The organism is Streptomyces sp. SCL15-4 (genome assembly GCF_033366695.1).
GTDB lineage: Bacteria > Actinomycetota > Actinomycetes > Streptomycetales > Streptomycetaceae > Streptomyces.
On record NZ_JAOBTQ010000001.1, the window covers coordinates 7231331 to 7246331 of the forward strand.

Here is a 15001-nt window from a genome sequence, read left to right on the forward strand (position 1 = left end):
GAAGGAGAAGCACCACCGTGTCGATCAGTCCCGGCCACATACCGGCGGGCGGCCCGCCGCGCACCTCACCGTCGCGCACCCTGTGCGACCCGTACGCGCAGCAGGGAGGTCGTTCCCGATGTGCGGCCTGAGCGGAGAGATGCGCTTCGACGGCACGCGTCCCGACCTGGCGGCCGTCGAGCGGATGAACGACCGGCTCGCCGGCCGCGGGCCCGACGGGGAGGGGGTGTGGTCGCGGGACGCCGTCGCGCTGGGACACCGCCGACTGAAGATCATCGACCTCTCCGAGCGCGGTGCGCAGCCCCTGACCGACACCGAGCAGCAGATCACCGGCGTCTTCAACGGGTGCATCTACAACTACCAGGAACTGCGCGCGGAGCTGACGGGCCTCGGCCACCGGTTCCGGTCCACCTCCGACACCGAGGTCGTCCTCGCGGCCTACCGGCAATGGGGCACCGCCTGCGTGGACCGCTTCTACGGCATGTTCGCCTTCGCCCTCGTCGAGCACCGGACCGGCCGTCTGATCCTGGGCCGCGACCGGCTCGGCATCAAGCCCCTGTACCTGGCACAGACCCCGGGGCGGCTGCGCTTCGCCTCCTCGCTGCCCGCCCTGCTCGCGGCCGGCGGCGTCGACACCTCGCTCGATCCGGCCGCCGTACACCAGTACCTCAGCTGGCACGCGACCGTGGCCGCCCCCCGGACCGTGCTGGCCGGGGTGCGCAAGCTTCCCCCGGCCACCGTGCGGGTCGTCGAGCCGGACGGCACCTACCGGGAACACCGCTACTGGCAGCCGTCGTACACGCGCCGCCCGGAGCACGCCGGCATGGGCGCCGCCGAGTGGCGGGACGCGGTGCTGGAGGCGCTGCGCACCGCCGTACGGCGGCGGATGGTCGCCGACGTCCCGGTCGGAGTCCTGCTGTCCGGAGGGCTGGACTCCAGCCTGATCGTGGCCCTGCTGGCCGACGAGGGGCAGCGGAACCTGGCGACGTTCAGCGTGGGCTTCGAGGCGGAGGGCGGCGACGAAGGGGACGAGTTCCGCTACTCCGACCTGGTGGCCAAGGAGTTCGCCACCGATCACCAGCAGCTGGTGGTTCCCTCGCAGCGGGTCTCGACGGCTCTGGACGCGGCGGTCGCGGCGATGAGCGAGCCCATGATGAGCCACGACGTGGTCGCCTTCCACCTGCTGTCCGAGGAGGTGTCCAAGAACGTCAAGGTCGTGCAGAGCGGACAGGGCGCCGACGAGGTCTTCGCCGGCTACCACTGGTACCCGCAACTGGCGGCCGCGGCCCGCGAAGAGGAGCCGCAGAGGTATGCCGAGACGTACTTCGACCGGCCGCACGCCGACCTCGCCGCGATGCTGCAACCGGACATGCTGCCGTCCGACGACGTCTCCGGCCGGTTCGTCCGGGAGCACATGGCGGCGCCGGGGGCGGAGACGGCACTCGACGCCGCCCTGCGCCTCGACACCCACGTCATGCTGGTGGACGACCCGGTCAAGCGCGTCGACAACATGACGATGGACTGGGGCCTGGAGGCCCGCGTGCCGTTCCTCGACCACGAACTGGTCGAGCTGGCGGCCGCGTGCCCGCCGGAGCTGAAGCTGGCCGACGGCGGCAAGGGCGTCCTCAAGGAGGCCGGCCGCAAACTGCTGCCCCGCGAGGTCGTCGACCGTCCCAAGGGCTACTTCCCGGTCCCGGCGATCACCCACATGGCCGGACCCGTCCTGGACAGGGTGCGCGAGGCGCTGGGCGCGCCGGAGGCGAAGGGACGCGGCCTCTTCCGGGACTCCTACGTCGCCGAACTCCTGGCGGCCCCCGACCGACACCGCACCAAGCGCGGAGCGAACGCACTGTGGCAAGTGGCTTTGCTGGAGATATGGCTGCAGACGCACGGAATCTGACCGGGGAGCCGCTCGTGGTACGGCCGCCCGACACCGGCCCGGCCGGAGCCGGGCGGCCGTCCACCACCCACCCCAAACGGACCGTTCCCCCGCCCCCACCGCCCCCGGGCGGCCCTGCCGCCGCCTTCGCCGCGCCCGCCCGCGTCCCGCTGCCGAACGCCTCCGGGCCGCGCGAGGCGACGACGCGGCTCATCGCGCACGGCTGCTGGTACCCCTCGGCCGACCCGTCCGGCACACGCGTCGCCGTCATCTGCGACCGCGGCGGTGTGCCACAGCTCTGGACGGGCCCCGTGGACGGCGAGGCCGTGCACCTGCTCGACGACGGACCGGACCCCGTGACGGAGGTGTCCTGGTCGCCCGACGGCCGCTGGATCGCCTACACCACGGCTCCCGGCGGCGGTGAGCACACACGTGTGCTCTGTGTCCGGCCCGACGGCAGCGACCGGCACATCCTCGCCGGAGCCGAGCCGGGCAGCTCGGCCCACCTGGGCTGCTGGGCGCACGACGGGTCGGCGGTCGCGGTCACCGTAGCGGTGCCCACCGCCGTACCCGCCCCGGACGCCACGGCACCGGCCGGTGCGCCCGGTCCCGGCTCGGCCGACGGCCGTCTGCCGGCCCACTGGCAGGGCCGGACGGGCGACACGAAGCTCCTCGGCCCGGCACCCCACACGGACCCCGGGCCCGGGCTGCCGTCATCCGTGCTCACGGTGGGGACGGCGGCGATCGGCGCGCCGGACGGCAGGACCGCACCGGCAGCCGGATTCGGCGACGGACTGTCGGCGTACCTCGTCGACCCCGACGGTGTCGCCGCCCCCGTCCTGCTCGCCCTCGAGAAGGACGCGGCGACGCTCCGCGTGTGCGATCTCAGCCGGGACGGCGCGCTCGCGCTGCTGCGCCGGGGACCGCGCGGCCGGCGCGAGGCCGTCGTACTGCGCACCGCCGACCAGGTGACGACCTGCGTGATGCCGGTGGCCGACGGAGACCCGTGGATCGGCAGCTTCTCACCCCGCGCCGACACCCTCTGGCTGCGCAGCAACGCCCACCGGGAATTCGCGGTCCTCCTCGCCGCAGCGCTCGACCCGGAAGGACGACCGCGCGGCTGGTCGGTCGCCGCCTCGCGGGAGAACAGCGACCTGGAACTGCTGAGCTGTGCCCGCGACGGCGCTTTCGCCGTGCTCGCCTGGAACATCCGGGGCATGAGCGAGGTGGAGGTCCTGGACACCAGCGCGGCCGGCCGGCCGGGGACGGAGGCCGGCGCGGCCGGCCGGCCCGGGCGGGACCGGGAGGCGTCCGCCCGGCGCGGGACGGACTCCGGCCCGCCCCGGTCCGTGTCCCTGCCGCACGAAGTGGTCACCCGCATCACCGGCGCCGGCCCCCGGCTGGTCCTGGCCCTGTCCGGGTCCCGCCGTCGCCCCGGTATCTGGTGGCTGCCCGACGGCGCGACCCCGCTGCGCACCCCGTGGTCGTCGCGCGACGAGGACGCCGTTCCCCCGGGCCGCCCGCCCGTGCGGCCGGTCCCGCTGCGTCCCACCGCCCGGGACGGGCTGCCGCTGAACGGCTGGTACTACCGCGCGCCGGGCCGCGCCCCCGGCGAACCGGCGCCCTGCGTCATCCATCTGCACGGCGGCCCCGAGGACCAGGAGCGCCCCGTCCTCGACCCGCTGTACCACGAGATCCTCGGGCGAGGACTCGACGTCTTCGCACCCGACGTCCGCGGGTCCTCCGGATACGGCCGGTCGTTCGTCGACGCGGACCTGGGAAGGGGACGGTTCGCCGCGATCGACGACGTGGCGGACTGCGCCGCCCACGCCGTGCTGGCCGGTCCGGCCGACCCCGCCCGGCTGGCGGTGATGGGACGCTCGTACGGCGGCTACCTCACCTTCGCCTCCCTGGTCTGGCACCCGGACCTCTTCCGCACCGGGATCGCGGTGTGCGGCATGTCGGACCTCGCGACGTTCTTCGACGGCACCGAACCCTGGATCGCCCAGTCGGCGGCCCACAAGTACGGCCATCCCGAACGCGACCGCGAACTGCTGCGGACGCTGTCACCGATGAGCCGCGTCGACGCGCTGCGGGCACCGGTGCTCGCCGTGCACGGGGAGCACGACACCAATGTGCCGCCCGGGGAGTCGGAGCAGTTCGTACGGGCGGCGCGCGAACGCGGTGTGACCGCCGAACTGCTCACCCTGCCCGACGAAGGACACGAGTTCCTCCGCGCCGACAACCGCCGGCTCTTCCGCCGTGCCGCCGCCGACTGGCTGCAGCGGCACCTGAGCACCTGACCCGTCCCAGGAGTGCGGGCCGTACCCGCCACAGTTCCGGCGGCGGCGCGCGGACGGACACTCGCGGAGCCACCCCCGGACGACCCGTCGCACGAAGGCACTCCCGGTGCGCGATACTCGTCGGATGAGTTCACGCACCTCCCCGCTCAGCCGGTCGGTCACGATCCGGAGGGCCGTCGCGCGGGATGCCAAGCGGCTCACGCGGCTCGTGCGCGGCTCGGGCGCGTACAAGGGCATGTACGCAGCCGCGGTCGCGGGCTACCGGGTCGGTCCCGATTACATCGAGGCCCACCGCGCCTTCGTAGCCGTCGGCGCCGGCGAGCACGAGGGCCGGGTCCTCGGGTTCTACTCGCTCGTCCTCGCTCCACCGGAGCTGGACCTGCTGTTCGTCGCCGACGAGGTGCAAGGACGCGGTATCGGACGCCTGCTCGTCGCGCACATGCGGTCCGAGGCCCGAGCCGCCGGGCTCGACCGCGTCAAGGTCGTGTCGCATCTTCCCGCCGAGGGCTTCTACCACCGCGCCGGCGCGGTGCGGACCGGGACCGCGCGCGCGAACCCGCCCGCCGTGCCGTGGGACCGTCCCGAATTCGAGTTCCGCATTCCCCCGGCGTGACGCGGTGTGCCGCTTCGAGGACGGCGGAGCCGATCACGGCGCCGCCGATCGTTCCTCCCGAGCCGCCTGCCCGGTAGCCGGCCGTCCGCTCCGGCGGTTCGAGCCCTCGCCGCCACGGGCGTGAGCGGTCAGTGCCCGCCGGTCCGCCCGGCGCCCCGGCGGGGACGCAGCAAGGTCGCCGCCATGAGCGCGGTGCCGGCCAGGCCCACCGCCGCGATCACCGACACCGCGGTGAAGCCCCGGTCGTAGGCGTGCCGTGCCGAGCGCAGCACCTCGCGGGCGGTCTCGGACGGCACCTGTGCCATGACGTCCTGCGCCGCGGCGAACGACTCCCGCGCCCGGGCCCGCTGGTCTGCGGACAGGCCCGGCACCTGCGGCAGGCCCGTGCGGTACACGGCGGTCAGGACGGTGCCGAGGACGGCGACACCGAGTCCCGCGCCGAGCTCGAAGGACGTCTCCTGGATGGCCGCCGCCTCCCCGGACCGCTCGGGCTGCGCGGCGCCCATGATGGAATCGGCGCCCAGCGTCATGACGATGCCGGCGCCGTACCCCGCGGCGAGCAGCGGGACGAGCAGGACGCCGTAGTGCGCGGTGTCGCCGACGGCCGCGATGGCGGCGTACGCGACGGCGAACAAGGAGAGCGCGCCGGTCAGCGCCCAGCGGTTGCCCCACCGGCTCGCCGTCCAGGGGGCCGTGACCGCGCCGAGGGCGTTGGCGCCCGCCAGCGGCATCAGCGCGAGCCCGGCGCGCAGCGGCGAGTACGCACCCACCTGCTGGAGCCACTGGGTGAGGAAGAACAGCAGGGCGACATAGCTGCCGAAGCAGCCGATGACACACAGCGTGGCGGTGGTGAAGCGGCGATCGCGGAAGAGGGTGAAGTCCAGCAGCGGCTCGGACAGGCGTCGTTGCCGCCGGACGAAGGCAAGGATCAGGGCGCCTCCGACGAGCCCGGTGACGACGATCACGGTGTTCAGCCCGGCGTGTTCGCCGGCCTGCTTGAGCGCGTAGACGACGCCCGCCAGACCGGTCACCGACAGCGCGACGCTGGCCACGTCCCAGCGGCGGGGTACGGGGTTGCGCGACTCGGGGATGACGCGGGCGCCGACGGCCAGGATGACGACGATGATGGGGACGTTGATGAGGAACACCGCTCCCCAGCCCCACCTCTCGGTCACCAGACCGCCCGCCAGCGGACCGATGGTGGCCCCGACGCTGTGCGCGGAGGTCCAGATGCCGAGGGCGACGGCGCGCTCGCGGTCGTCGGGGAAGACCACCCGGATGATGGCCACCGTGGACGCCATGATCATCGCCGCGCCGACACCGAGCGCGGCCCGGGCCGCGATGAGCTGTGCGGTCGAGGTCGCGAAGGCGGCCGCGGCGGAGGCGAGGCCGAAGGTGAAGAAGCCGCTGAGCACCATGCGGCGCCGGCCGATGCGATCACCGAGGGTGCCGCAGGTCACCAGGAGGGCGGCGAGCGTCAGGGAGTAGACGTCGACGATCCACAGCAGCTGGGCGGGGCTCGGTTCCAGGTCCCGGCTCAGGCTCGGCACCGCGACGTGCAGGACGGTGAGGTCGATGCCGCACAGGAAGAGGCTGCCCGACACCACCGCCAGTACCAGCCACCGCTGCCGCGCGGGAAGGTCCGGCCGCGCGGGCCCCCCGGTGTCGGCCGATGGGTCCGCGCTCTTCTTCCCGTCGGCTGATCCGGCCGCGGCGGGAGCCTTGCTCTCTGTCATAGTCTCAGCTTCCGTAAGTACCAACGCGGCCTGCAAGTACGGTCATTCGTGTCACCTAGTACCACGCTGTATACCAATGGAGGTCAGGGATGCGTTCCAAGGTGGAGGAAGCCTCCGACCACTGTGCGGTCGAGTTCGCCATGGAACTGCTCGGCGGTCGCTGGAAACTGGCCATTCTCAAACAGCTGGTCGCGGGCACACACCGGTTCGGCGAGTTGCGGCGTGCGCTGCCGGGTGTCACCCAGCGCATGCTGACCCGCCAGCTGAGGGAGCTGGAGGCGGACGGGCTGGTGGAGCGGACGGTGTACCGGGAGGTGCCGCCGCGGGTCGAGTACGCCCTCACCGACGTCGGCCACACGCTGGACTCCATCACGGAGCAGCTGGACGCGTGGGGCCGCTGGTACCGCGACACGGTGCGCCGCGAGGCGCCGTCCGGTCCCGGCGCGTCCGCCTGACCAGGGCTTGGCGGGCGGCTGCGCCGGGACCGGACGGCCGGCTGTCGCGGGGCTCAGAACTCGGCGAGGTTCTGCCGCAAGGTGTGGCCGGGGGTGTACGCGGCCCGGGTCAGTCCGCGGCGCTGGAGCGCGGGCACGAGTCCGTCGGTGACATCGGCGACCCAGCGGCGGTTCAGCCGGAGCACCGGGGTGGTGAGCATGAACCCGTCGCCGCCGACCTCTTCCATCACCTCCCCCATCCGCTCCGCCACCTGGTCGGGTGTGCCGATGAGTTCCACCGAGGAGACCAGTCCTCCGGCGGCGTCCAGCACCAGTTCCCGCAGTGTCTTGCCGCTGCCCCACTGCTGGAGCTGGTCCAGCGACCCCTGCTCCCCGTTGGTCTCCAGCCGGTACGGCAGTGGCTCGTCCAGGTCGAACCGGGCGAAGTCGATCTCCGTGAGCGCGGAGGTCTCGGCGAGGATGTCGTGGATGAACTGCGGTGACGAGATCATCCGCTGGTGCTTGTCCCGTGCCTCCTGTTCGGTCTCGCCGAGCGTGGGCGTGACGCAGAACAGCACCTTGACGTCGTCGGGGTCGCGACCGGCCGCCTCGGCGTGTTTGCGCACGTCGTCGCGGAATTCCCGCATTCCCGCGACACCGTTGGCGATGGCGATGACCGAGTCGGCGTTGCGCGCGGCGAAGACCCGGCCGCGGGGGGAGGCGCCGGCCTGCACGAAGGCGGGCCGGTGCTGCGGGGAGGGCACGGTGTTCAACGGGCCGCGCACGCTGTAGTGCTCGCCCTTGAAGTGGATCGGGCGGACCTTGGTGTGGTCGGCGTAGACGCCGTTCTCCCGGTCGAGCACGACGGCGTCCTCGTCCCAGGACGCGAAGAGCTGCCGTACGACGTCGACGTACTCGTCCGCCATGGCGTACCGCACGTCGCGCGGCGGCAGCTTCTCCAGGCCGAAGTTCTGCGCGGCCAGGTCCTCGGCGCTGGTGACGATGTTCCAGCCGAAGCGCCCGCCGAGCATGCTGTCCATCGTCGAGGCGAGCCGCGCTGTCATGAACGGCGGGTAGGCCAGAGTGGACAGGGTGGCGACGATGCCCAGGTGGGAGGTGTTCAGGCCCATCGCGACGGCCAGCGGGACCGGGTCGTGTTTGGGGACGACCATGCCTTGCCGCAGGGCCCGCTCGGCGGAGCCGCCGTAGCTCTCCGGGACCATCAGCTTGTCCTCGATGATCACGTAGTCGAAGCAGGCGCGTTCGAGTGCCTGGGCCACCTCCGTGTGGAACCTGCCGTCCCACGGGGAGCCTCCGCTGCCGAAGGGGCCCTGCCAGTCGTCCGGCGTGAAGTTGAAGATACAGGCGAGGTGGAACTTGCGGGTCACGGCTGGTGTCCCCCTTCGGGACGTGCGGCGGTCCGGTGCTGTGCGTCCGCGCGGCGGTCCGGACGGGTCTGGGCGAAGAGCAGTCCCGAGCCCTCGCGCACCATGGCCGTCGTCTCGTCCACGACATGGCGCAGCAGCTTCTCCCCGAGGCCGGCGTCGGCGCCGGTGGTGGAGGAGAGGACTCCGCGGTGGGTGGTCTGCGCCACGTCGACCGGGTGCAGATAGACGCCCGCCCGGGGCGGGTTGTCGTGGTCGGGACGTTCGTCGGTGACGAGGTCGGGCCGCAGGTGGAGCATGAGGCTCGTCTCGGTGACTCCCGCGTGCTCGGCGTGCCAGCCGGGGAACTCCGGGATCTCCGCGTCCGTCCAGGTGTCGCGGACCAGGCTCCACCAGCTGAAGGCGAAGACCTCCGTGCTGTCCAGCAGGCCTCGCTCGCGCACCTGGTCCAGCGCCTCGAAGAGAAACGGTTCGTTCTCGTAGTGCCCGTTGACCACGATCAGCCGGGCCATGGGCAGGGCCACCAGGGCCGTGAGCGTCTCGCGCAGGAAGCGGACGAGGGTGTCACCGGCCATGTACACCGTGCCGGGGAAGTGGAGTCCGCCGCCGCTCTGCGGCAGGGAGCGCGCGCCGATGGCCTGTGCGGGCAGGACGAAGGCGTCGAGTTCCCTGGCGATCTCGCCGGCGAAGGCCTCCGCCAGGATCAGGTCGACGGACAGGGGCAGGTGCGGGCCGTGCTGTTCTATCGCGCCGATGGGCCATACGACGGTGCGTCCGCGCACGGTGTCGGCGACCTGGGCGCTGGTCAGGTCGGTGAGGAGCGGGGCGCCCGGCTGACGGCCGCTCACAGTGCCGCTCCCTCGGGTGCGTGCGCGCCGCTTCGGGCAGTGGCGCCGGCGCCGACCAGGTCCCTGGTCTCGGCCACGATGCGTTCGAGCGTCTCGTACATGTCGGTGTGCAGCGCCGTGTACACCTGGGCCACGTTCGCGCCGACGCTGAGGTAGTCGGCCACGTCGCGACCGCTGGTGACTCCGCCGCAGCCCATGATCGGCAACTCGACTCCCTTCTTGCGCAGTTGCCAGACGGCGGCGAGGACGAGCGGCTTGAGACCGGGGCCCGAGTAGCCGAAGACACCGCCGAGTTCGAGGCCTCCGGTGGCGGGGGACACGGCCGCGCCGCCGATGGTGTCGCTGAGGGTGATGGCATCCGCTCCCCCCGCGATGGCGGCACGTACCCGGTCCTGGAGCCCTTCGCCGACGGCGAGCTTGACGGAGAGGGGCAGCGCCGTTCTGCCGCGGGTCTCGGAGGTGTAGGCGTAGACCCGGTCGGGATTGTCGTCCTCCAGGCCCTCCTCCTCGTTGAGGCAGGAGATGCCGAGTTCCAGGGCCTGACACCCGGTCGCCTCGACGTCCTTGGCCAGAGCGGCGAGTTCGGCCGGGCTGTCGGCGTGGAGCGAGGCGATGACCGGCAGCCGGTCGTCGGCGAACGAACGCAGCACGCCCAGCCAGTGGTTGACCGGTCGCTTGGAGTAGGTGGTGCTGTTGAGCATGCCGACGGGCAGACGGATGATCCGCTCGTCGAGGCCTTGCGGCGGGTTCGGGTGGATGGTCTTGGTGACGACCGCTCCGGCGCCCCGCTCGATGAGCCGGCGGATGTTGCGTTCCTGGTCCGTCAGCAGTCCGGAACCGACTATCACGGGACTGGCCGGCGACAGGCCTAATATCGACACGTCAGGCACTCGATGACTCCGTCCGGTGGATGAAACGGGTGGCGATGAGGCGGGTGCCTGCTAGGCGACGAGGCTCGCGCCGACGGCCTCACGCTGCCGCTCGGTGGCGGCGAGCACGGCGTCGATGAGCAGCGTCGGCTTCTCGGTGAACTCGTCGAAGTCGATGGCCTGGACGGACCCCACGCGGTGGAGGCCCTTGAGGAGGTGGCTCGCGGAGTCGACGAACGGCTGCTTGGTGATCAGGACGATGGGGCGCCCGAGGGCCGTGGCCCAGCCGAGTTCGACGTGGGTGCCGTCCGTGCGTCGCAGGGTACCGTCCTCCAGCACCGGCAGGACGGGCACGAAGACGTCGCACTTCCTCATCCAGCGGAAGTCGCGCACGGAGACCTGCTCCGGGGTGAAGGACGCCGTCTCGGCCCCGAACTTCTCCACGACGTGCGCCGAGAAGACGTTGGCTCCGTTGTCCCGGGCGATGCCGATCGCCGTCGTGATCGCGTCCTGGAGGTGACCGACGAACCCGTCCGCCAGGATGGCGTGCTGGATCGGTCCGCCCACGAAGACGTCGAGTCCTTGGAGCAGGCCGCCGCGCTGTGCGGACGTCTCCTCGGCACGGGTTCCCTGCTTCGATTCCATGACGTTGTCACTCCTTCTTGTTCGGGGGGTGATGACTTACGCCGGGCTGACGATCGCGGTGCACGGGCCCGGACACGGGCAGCGTGGTGCGCGGTACGGCGGCCGTGCGGACACGCGCAGCCGTACCGGTGGCGCGGGGAGGGAAGAGGGCGGCAGGGGGACGCGCGCGCCGTGCGGAGGGTCTGCCGCCCGGCGCGCGCCGGTTCAGCAGGCGTCGGCCAGGCGCGCGTACCGGCCGCGGTAGTACAACAGGGGCTGCGGCGTGTCGGCCGGTGCCTCGAGCCGGCGCACATCACCGATCACCACGAGGTGATCGCCTCCGTCGTGCTCGGTGTGCACACGGCAGTCGATCCACGCCGTCGCGCCCTTCAGGCGGGGCGCGCCGTCCGGTGACGCGGTCCAGGCCACGCCGTCGAACTTCTCACCGCCGGAGCGCGCGAACCGCTCGCACAGCGAACGCTGCTCCTCCGCCAGCACGTTGACGCAGAAGGCCGCGCTGCTCCTGATCACCGGCCAGCTGGTCGAGGCACGGCTGACGCAGAGGATGACGCGCGGCGGGTCGAGGGAGAGCGACGAGAACGCCTGGCAGGTGAATCCGGCGGGGCCCGTGGGTCCCATGGCGGTGACGACGGTGACGCCGGAACAGAAGCGCCCCAGCACAGAGCGGAACGCACCTGAGGTCACGGGGTCCTGGACTGCTGCGGTGGTGCTCTCGCCTAACAAGCCCTGTCCTTTCGGCCCGTACAGGCAGGTCACACAGGACAAGCCCGCCAGGCGCCGGTTCGGCGATGGGTCCCCAAGTGTGCCCCAGGTGATTGAAGCCGACAAGATCTGTAGGTTTTCTGATAAAGATCCTGCCATCATTGCCGCGTGATGAACGATCCAGACATCTGTGACGACCTTGACCAGCGCATCGTGGCAGCACTCCAGATCAATCCCCGGGCCGGAGTGGCAGAGGTCGGACGCATATTCGGGGAGCATGAGCGCTCGGTGGCACGGCGCGTCCAGCGGCTCCTGGACGCGGGCCTCATCCGCTGCACGGCCGATCTCGACCCCGTGCGCAGCGGATTCGGGTACTCCGTCCACATGAGGATGCGGACCACAAGCAATTGTCTGGAAAATGTCTGCCAAGGATTGGCAAGGCATCCCGAAGTGCTTAACGTCGCCGCTGTGAGCGGAGGGGCGGGCCTCCTGTGGTGCCACCTGCTCGTACGGGGACGGCCGCGCCTGCCCTCGCCGTTGAAGGAAACGCCCGGCATGCCCGACGCCGCGGTGCTCGGGACACACATCACCCTGCGCCCGTTTCGCACCGAGGCCGACTGGCACGCCCCCGTCCTGACCGCAGAGGAGGAGAAGCGCTTGCGGGCAAGCCTGGTCCGGCCCCTGCCCGGACCCGCACGCCGGCACGACCTCACGCCGACCGAACGGCGGGTGGCCGAGGTCCTGACGAGGAACGCCCGTATCAGCCTCACCGACCTCGGCAAAGAGCTGGGGTTCTCCACCGCCACGGCGGGACGGCGGGTGGCCTCCCTGCTGGAGCGCCGGGTGCTGCGCCTGCGTACCGCCGCCGATCCGGCCGTCCTGGGCCGTCCCGTGACGGCACGCGTGCGGCTGAAGGTCCACCCGGCGGGTCTCGAGACCGTCGGCACCGCCCTGTCCGCCTGCGAGGACGTGCGCTTCTGCGCGGCGGTGACAGGGCGTCACAACATCCTCGCGGACGTGTGTGCCGAGGACGAGAGCGGCCTCTACGGCTTCGTCGTCGGCACGCTCGGAGCACTACCGCACATCCTCGACTGCGACACGGAGATCCTCACGCACGTCTCCGCACACGGCTCCGCCGCGAGCGACCAGCCCGGATGAGCCGCCCCGCATCACCGCCAGCGACCACGGGAGCCCCCTCTTGGCCATGCCGCCCAAATCCACGACGACCAAGCACATCTTCGTCACCGGGGGTGTCGCCTCCTCGCTCGGCAAGGGTCTGACGGCCTCCAGTCTGGGCATGCTGCTCAAGGCCCGCGGTCTGCGTGTCGTGATGCAGAAGCTCGACCCGTATCTGAACGTCGACCCGGGCACGATGAACCCCTTCCAGCACGGTGAGGTGTTCGTCACCAACGACGGTGCGGAGACCGACCTGGACATCGGTCACTACGAGCGTTTCCTGGACCGTGATCTGGACGGTTCGGCCAACGTGACCACCGGCCAGGTGTACTCCACCGTGATCGCCAAGGAGCGGCGCGGGGAGTATCTGGGTGACACGGTGCAGGTCATCCCGCACATCACCAACGAGATCAAGCACCGTATCCGGCGTATGGCCACCGACGAGGTCGACGTGGTGATCACCGAGGTCGGGGGCACGGTCGGTGACATCGAGTCGCTGCCGTTTCTGGAGACCGTGCGCCAGGTGCGTCACGAGGTGGGCCGGGACAACGTGTTCGTGGTGCACATCTCGCTGCTGCCCTACATCGGCCCGTCCGGTGAGCTGAAGACCAAGCCGACCCAGCACTCGGTGGCGGCGCTGCGCAACATCGGCATCCAGCCCGACGCGATCGTGCTGCGCTGCGACCGTGAGGTGCCCACCGCGATCAAGCGGAAGATCTCGCTGATGTGCGACGTGGACGAGGCCGCGGTGGTGGCCTGTCCCGACGCCCGCTCGATCTACGACATTCCCAAGGTCGTGCACACCGAGGGCCTGGACGCCTATGTGGTGCGCAAGCTGGACCTGCCGTTCCGGGACGTGGACTGGAGCACCTGGGACGACCTGCTCGACCGTGTCCACAATCCCGCGCACGAGGTCACCCTGGCGCTGGTGGGCAAGTACATCGACCTGCCTGATGCGTATCTGTCGGTCACCGAGGCGCTGCGCGCGGGCGGGTTCGCCAACCGTGCCCGGGTGAAGATCAAGTGGGTGACCTCCGACGACTGCAAGACCCCGGCCGGTGCCCAGGCCCAGCTCGCGGACGTGGACGGCATCTGCATCCCCGGCGGGTTCGGCGAGCGCGGTGTCAACGGCAAGGTCGGCGCGATCCGCTATGCCCGGGAGAACGGGATCCCGTTGCTGGGGCTGTGCCTGGGCCTGCAGTGCATCGTCGTGGAGGCCGCGCGGAACCTGGCCGGCATCCCGGACGCCAACTCCACCGAGTTCGACCCGGGCACCGCTCACCCGGTGATCTCCACCATGGCCGAGCAGATGGACATCGTGGCGGGCGAGGGCGACCTGGGCGGCACGATGCGGCTGGGCATGTATCCGGCGAAGCTCGCCGAGGGCTCCATCGTCCGTGAGGTCTACGACGGCAAGGAGTACGTCGAGGAGCGCCACCGCCACCGCTACGAGGTCAACAACGCCTACCGCGCGGAACTGGAGAAGAAGGCCGGCATCGTCTTCTCCGGCACCTCTCCCGACGGCAAGCTCGTGGAATACGTGGAGTACCCGCGCGGCGTCCACCCCTACCTCGTCGCCACCCAGGCCCACCCCGAGCTGCGCTCCCGGCCCACCCGCCCGCACCCGCTCTTCGCCGGCCTCGTCAAGGCCGCCGTCGAACACCACACCGGCCGCGGGTCCCGCTGATCGCCACAGCGTCGTGCCGCACCGGCTTCAGCCCTCGGGCGAAGGGTCCTCGCGGGCGTTCCACAGCTCGCGGAGTTCCGCCCAGTCCGGTGCCGGGCCGTGCAGCGCGGTGGGCCCGCCGGTGACCGGGGTGCGCAGTCCGGCGAGGACCAGGTCCAGGTACCGCAGGTGGAGCGCGGTGGCGCGCTCGTCGGTGACGGGCATCCGCGCGGTGAGGTGTTCGAGCAGCAGGGGGATGTCGGCGGAGCCGAAGTCGGCGCGCAGCACGCCTGCGCGGTGGGCGCCGTCCACCAGGTCGTCGAGCGCGGTCCGCAGCCGGGCCGCGGCGGCCGCGATCTCGTCCGTGGCCGGCAGCCGTCCGCCGACCAGGGGGAGCAGCGGACCGCTCGCGCCCTGGGACGAGAGCGCGTCCCGCAGGAACCGGGTGAAGGCCGCCCAGGGGTCGGGCTCCTCGGCGAGAGCCGCGCGCGCCTGGGCGATCAGCTGCTCCATCCCGACGATGCGCATCCGCTGGGCCAGCAGGTCCTTGCTGGGATAACGGCGGTAGAGACTGCCCATGCCGACACCGGCCCGCCGGGCGATCTCCGAGACGGGGGCGTCCCAGCCGAGTTCGGCGAAGACCTCGCGCGCGGCCCGCAGGAGACGGGCGTCGTTGCGGTCCGCCTCCCGCCGGCGGCCGCGCGGCCTGCCGGTCTGCGTGTCATCCATGACCAGGCATTCTTCC

Annotated in this window: 13 protein-coding genes and 1 pseudogene; 7 read left to right on the top strand and 7 right to left on the bottom strand. The window is 71.7% G+C overall.

The genetic code is table 11. The features are described from left to right. Nucleotides 1-118: 118 nt before the first annotated feature. The 3 genes from SCK26_RS32595 (at nt 119) to SCK26_RS32605 (ending at nt 4795) form a co-directional block, all read left to right on the top strand. Nucleotides 119-1900 carry an N-acetylglutaminylglutamine amidotransferase gene (locus SCK26_RS32595; protein ID WP_318204934.1) on the top strand — a complete coding sequence of 594 codons (1782 nt, stop codon included), beginning with the start codon at nt 119-121 and terminating at the stop codon, nt 1898-1900. Next, entirely contained in the window at nt 1876-4182 is a 2307-nt protein-coding gene (locus tag SCK26_RS32600; RefSeq protein WP_318204935.1) for a prolyl oligopeptidase family serine peptidase, read from the top strand. The genes SCK26_RS32595 and SCK26_RS32600 overlap by 25 nt, the downstream gene beginning before the upstream one ends. A 124-nt stretch (nt 4183-4306) precedes the next feature. Further along, nucleotides 4307-4795, top strand: coding sequence for a GNAT family N-acetyltransferase (locus SCK26_RS32605; RefSeq protein ID WP_318204936.1), 489 nt, complete (start codon nt 4307-4309; stop codon nt 4793-4795). 128 nt (nt 4796-4923) lie between these two features. On the opposite strand, the gene SCK26_RS32610 is transcribed toward SCK26_RS32605, so the two are convergent. Next, nucleotides 4924-6531, bottom strand: coding sequence for an MFS transporter (locus SCK26_RS32610; RefSeq protein WP_318204937.1), 1608 nt, complete (start codon nt 6529-6531; stop codon nt 4924-4926). Between the two features lie 89 nt (nt 6532-6620). Between SCK26_RS32610 and SCK26_RS32615 the strand changes: the two genes are divergently transcribed. Next, the gene (locus SCK26_RS32615) at nt 6621-6986 is read left to right on the top strand and encodes a winged helix-turn-helix transcriptional regulator (RefSeq protein ID WP_318204938.1); all 366 of its coding nucleotides are present in this window, start codon (nt 6621-6623) and stop codon (nt 6984-6986) included. Nucleotides 6987-7039: 53 nt separating this feature from the next. Here SCK26_RS32615 and SCK26_RS32620 read toward each other — a convergent pair whose 3' ends face one another. The 5 genes from SCK26_RS32620 to SCK26_RS32640 all read right to left on the bottom strand — a co-directional run bounded on the left by SCK26_RS32620 (nt 7040) and on the right by SCK26_RS32640 (nt 11576). Further along, complete coding sequence (locus SCK26_RS32620; RefSeq protein ID WP_318204939.1) at nt 7040-8353, bottom strand: NtaA/DmoA family FMN-dependent monooxygenase; 1314 nt, start codon at nt 8351-8353, stop codon at nt 7040-7042. After that, complete coding sequence (locus SCK26_RS32625) at nt 8350-9198, bottom strand: creatininase family protein (protein WP_318204940.1); 849 nt, start codon at nt 9196-9198, stop codon at nt 8350-8352. Before SCK26_RS32625 ends, SCK26_RS32620 begins: the two co-directional genes overlap by 4 nt. Further along, nucleotides 9195-10088: a dihydroorotate dehydrogenase gene (locus tag SCK26_RS32630; protein ID WP_318204941.1), complete on the bottom strand. Its 894-nt coding sequence runs from the start codon at nt 10086-10088 to the stop codon at nt 9195-9197. The genes SCK26_RS32625 and SCK26_RS32630 overlap by 4 nt, the downstream gene beginning before the upstream one ends. A 51-nt stretch (nt 10089-10139) precedes the next feature. Then, complete coding sequence (locus tag SCK26_RS32635) at nt 10140-10712, bottom strand: nucleoside 2-deoxyribosyltransferase (RefSeq protein ID WP_318204942.1); 573 nt, start codon at nt 10710-10712, stop codon at nt 10140-10142. Nucleotides 10713-10916: 204 nt separating this feature from the next. Continuing rightward, complete coding sequence (locus tag SCK26_RS32640) at nt 10917-11576, bottom strand: flavin reductase family protein (RefSeq protein WP_412080805.1); 660 nt, start codon at nt 11574-11576, stop codon at nt 10917-10919. Between the two features lie 9 nt (nt 11577-11585). Here SCK26_RS32640 and SCK26_RS38055 point away from each other — a divergent pair. From SCK26_RS38055 to SCK26_RS32650, 3 genes and pseudogenes are all read left to right on the top strand, one after another. Then, a pseudogene (locus tag SCK26_RS38055) lies at nt 11586-11669 on the top strand (hypothetical protein); the annotation flags it as partial. A gap of 300 nt (nt 11670-11969) precedes the next feature. After that, a complete protein-coding gene (locus SCK26_RS32645) occupies nt 11970-12572 on the top strand; it encodes an Lrp/AsnC family transcriptional regulator (protein WP_318204944.1) in 603 nt (200 codons plus the stop codon). A 46-nt stretch (nt 12573-12618) separates the two neighbouring features. Further along, a complete protein-coding gene (locus tag SCK26_RS32650; RefSeq protein ID WP_318204945.1) occupies nt 12619-14277 on the top strand; it encodes a CTP synthase in 1659 nt (552 codons plus the stop codon). A gap of 27 nt (nt 14278-14304) precedes the next feature. Here the strand turns inward: SCK26_RS32650 and SCK26_RS32655 are convergent, their stop codons facing one another. Next, a complete protein-coding gene (locus SCK26_RS32655) occupies nt 14305-14985 on the bottom strand; it encodes a helix-turn-helix domain-containing protein (RefSeq protein ID WP_318204946.1) in 681 nt (226 codons plus the stop codon). Nucleotides 14986-15001 lie beyond the last annotated feature (16 nt).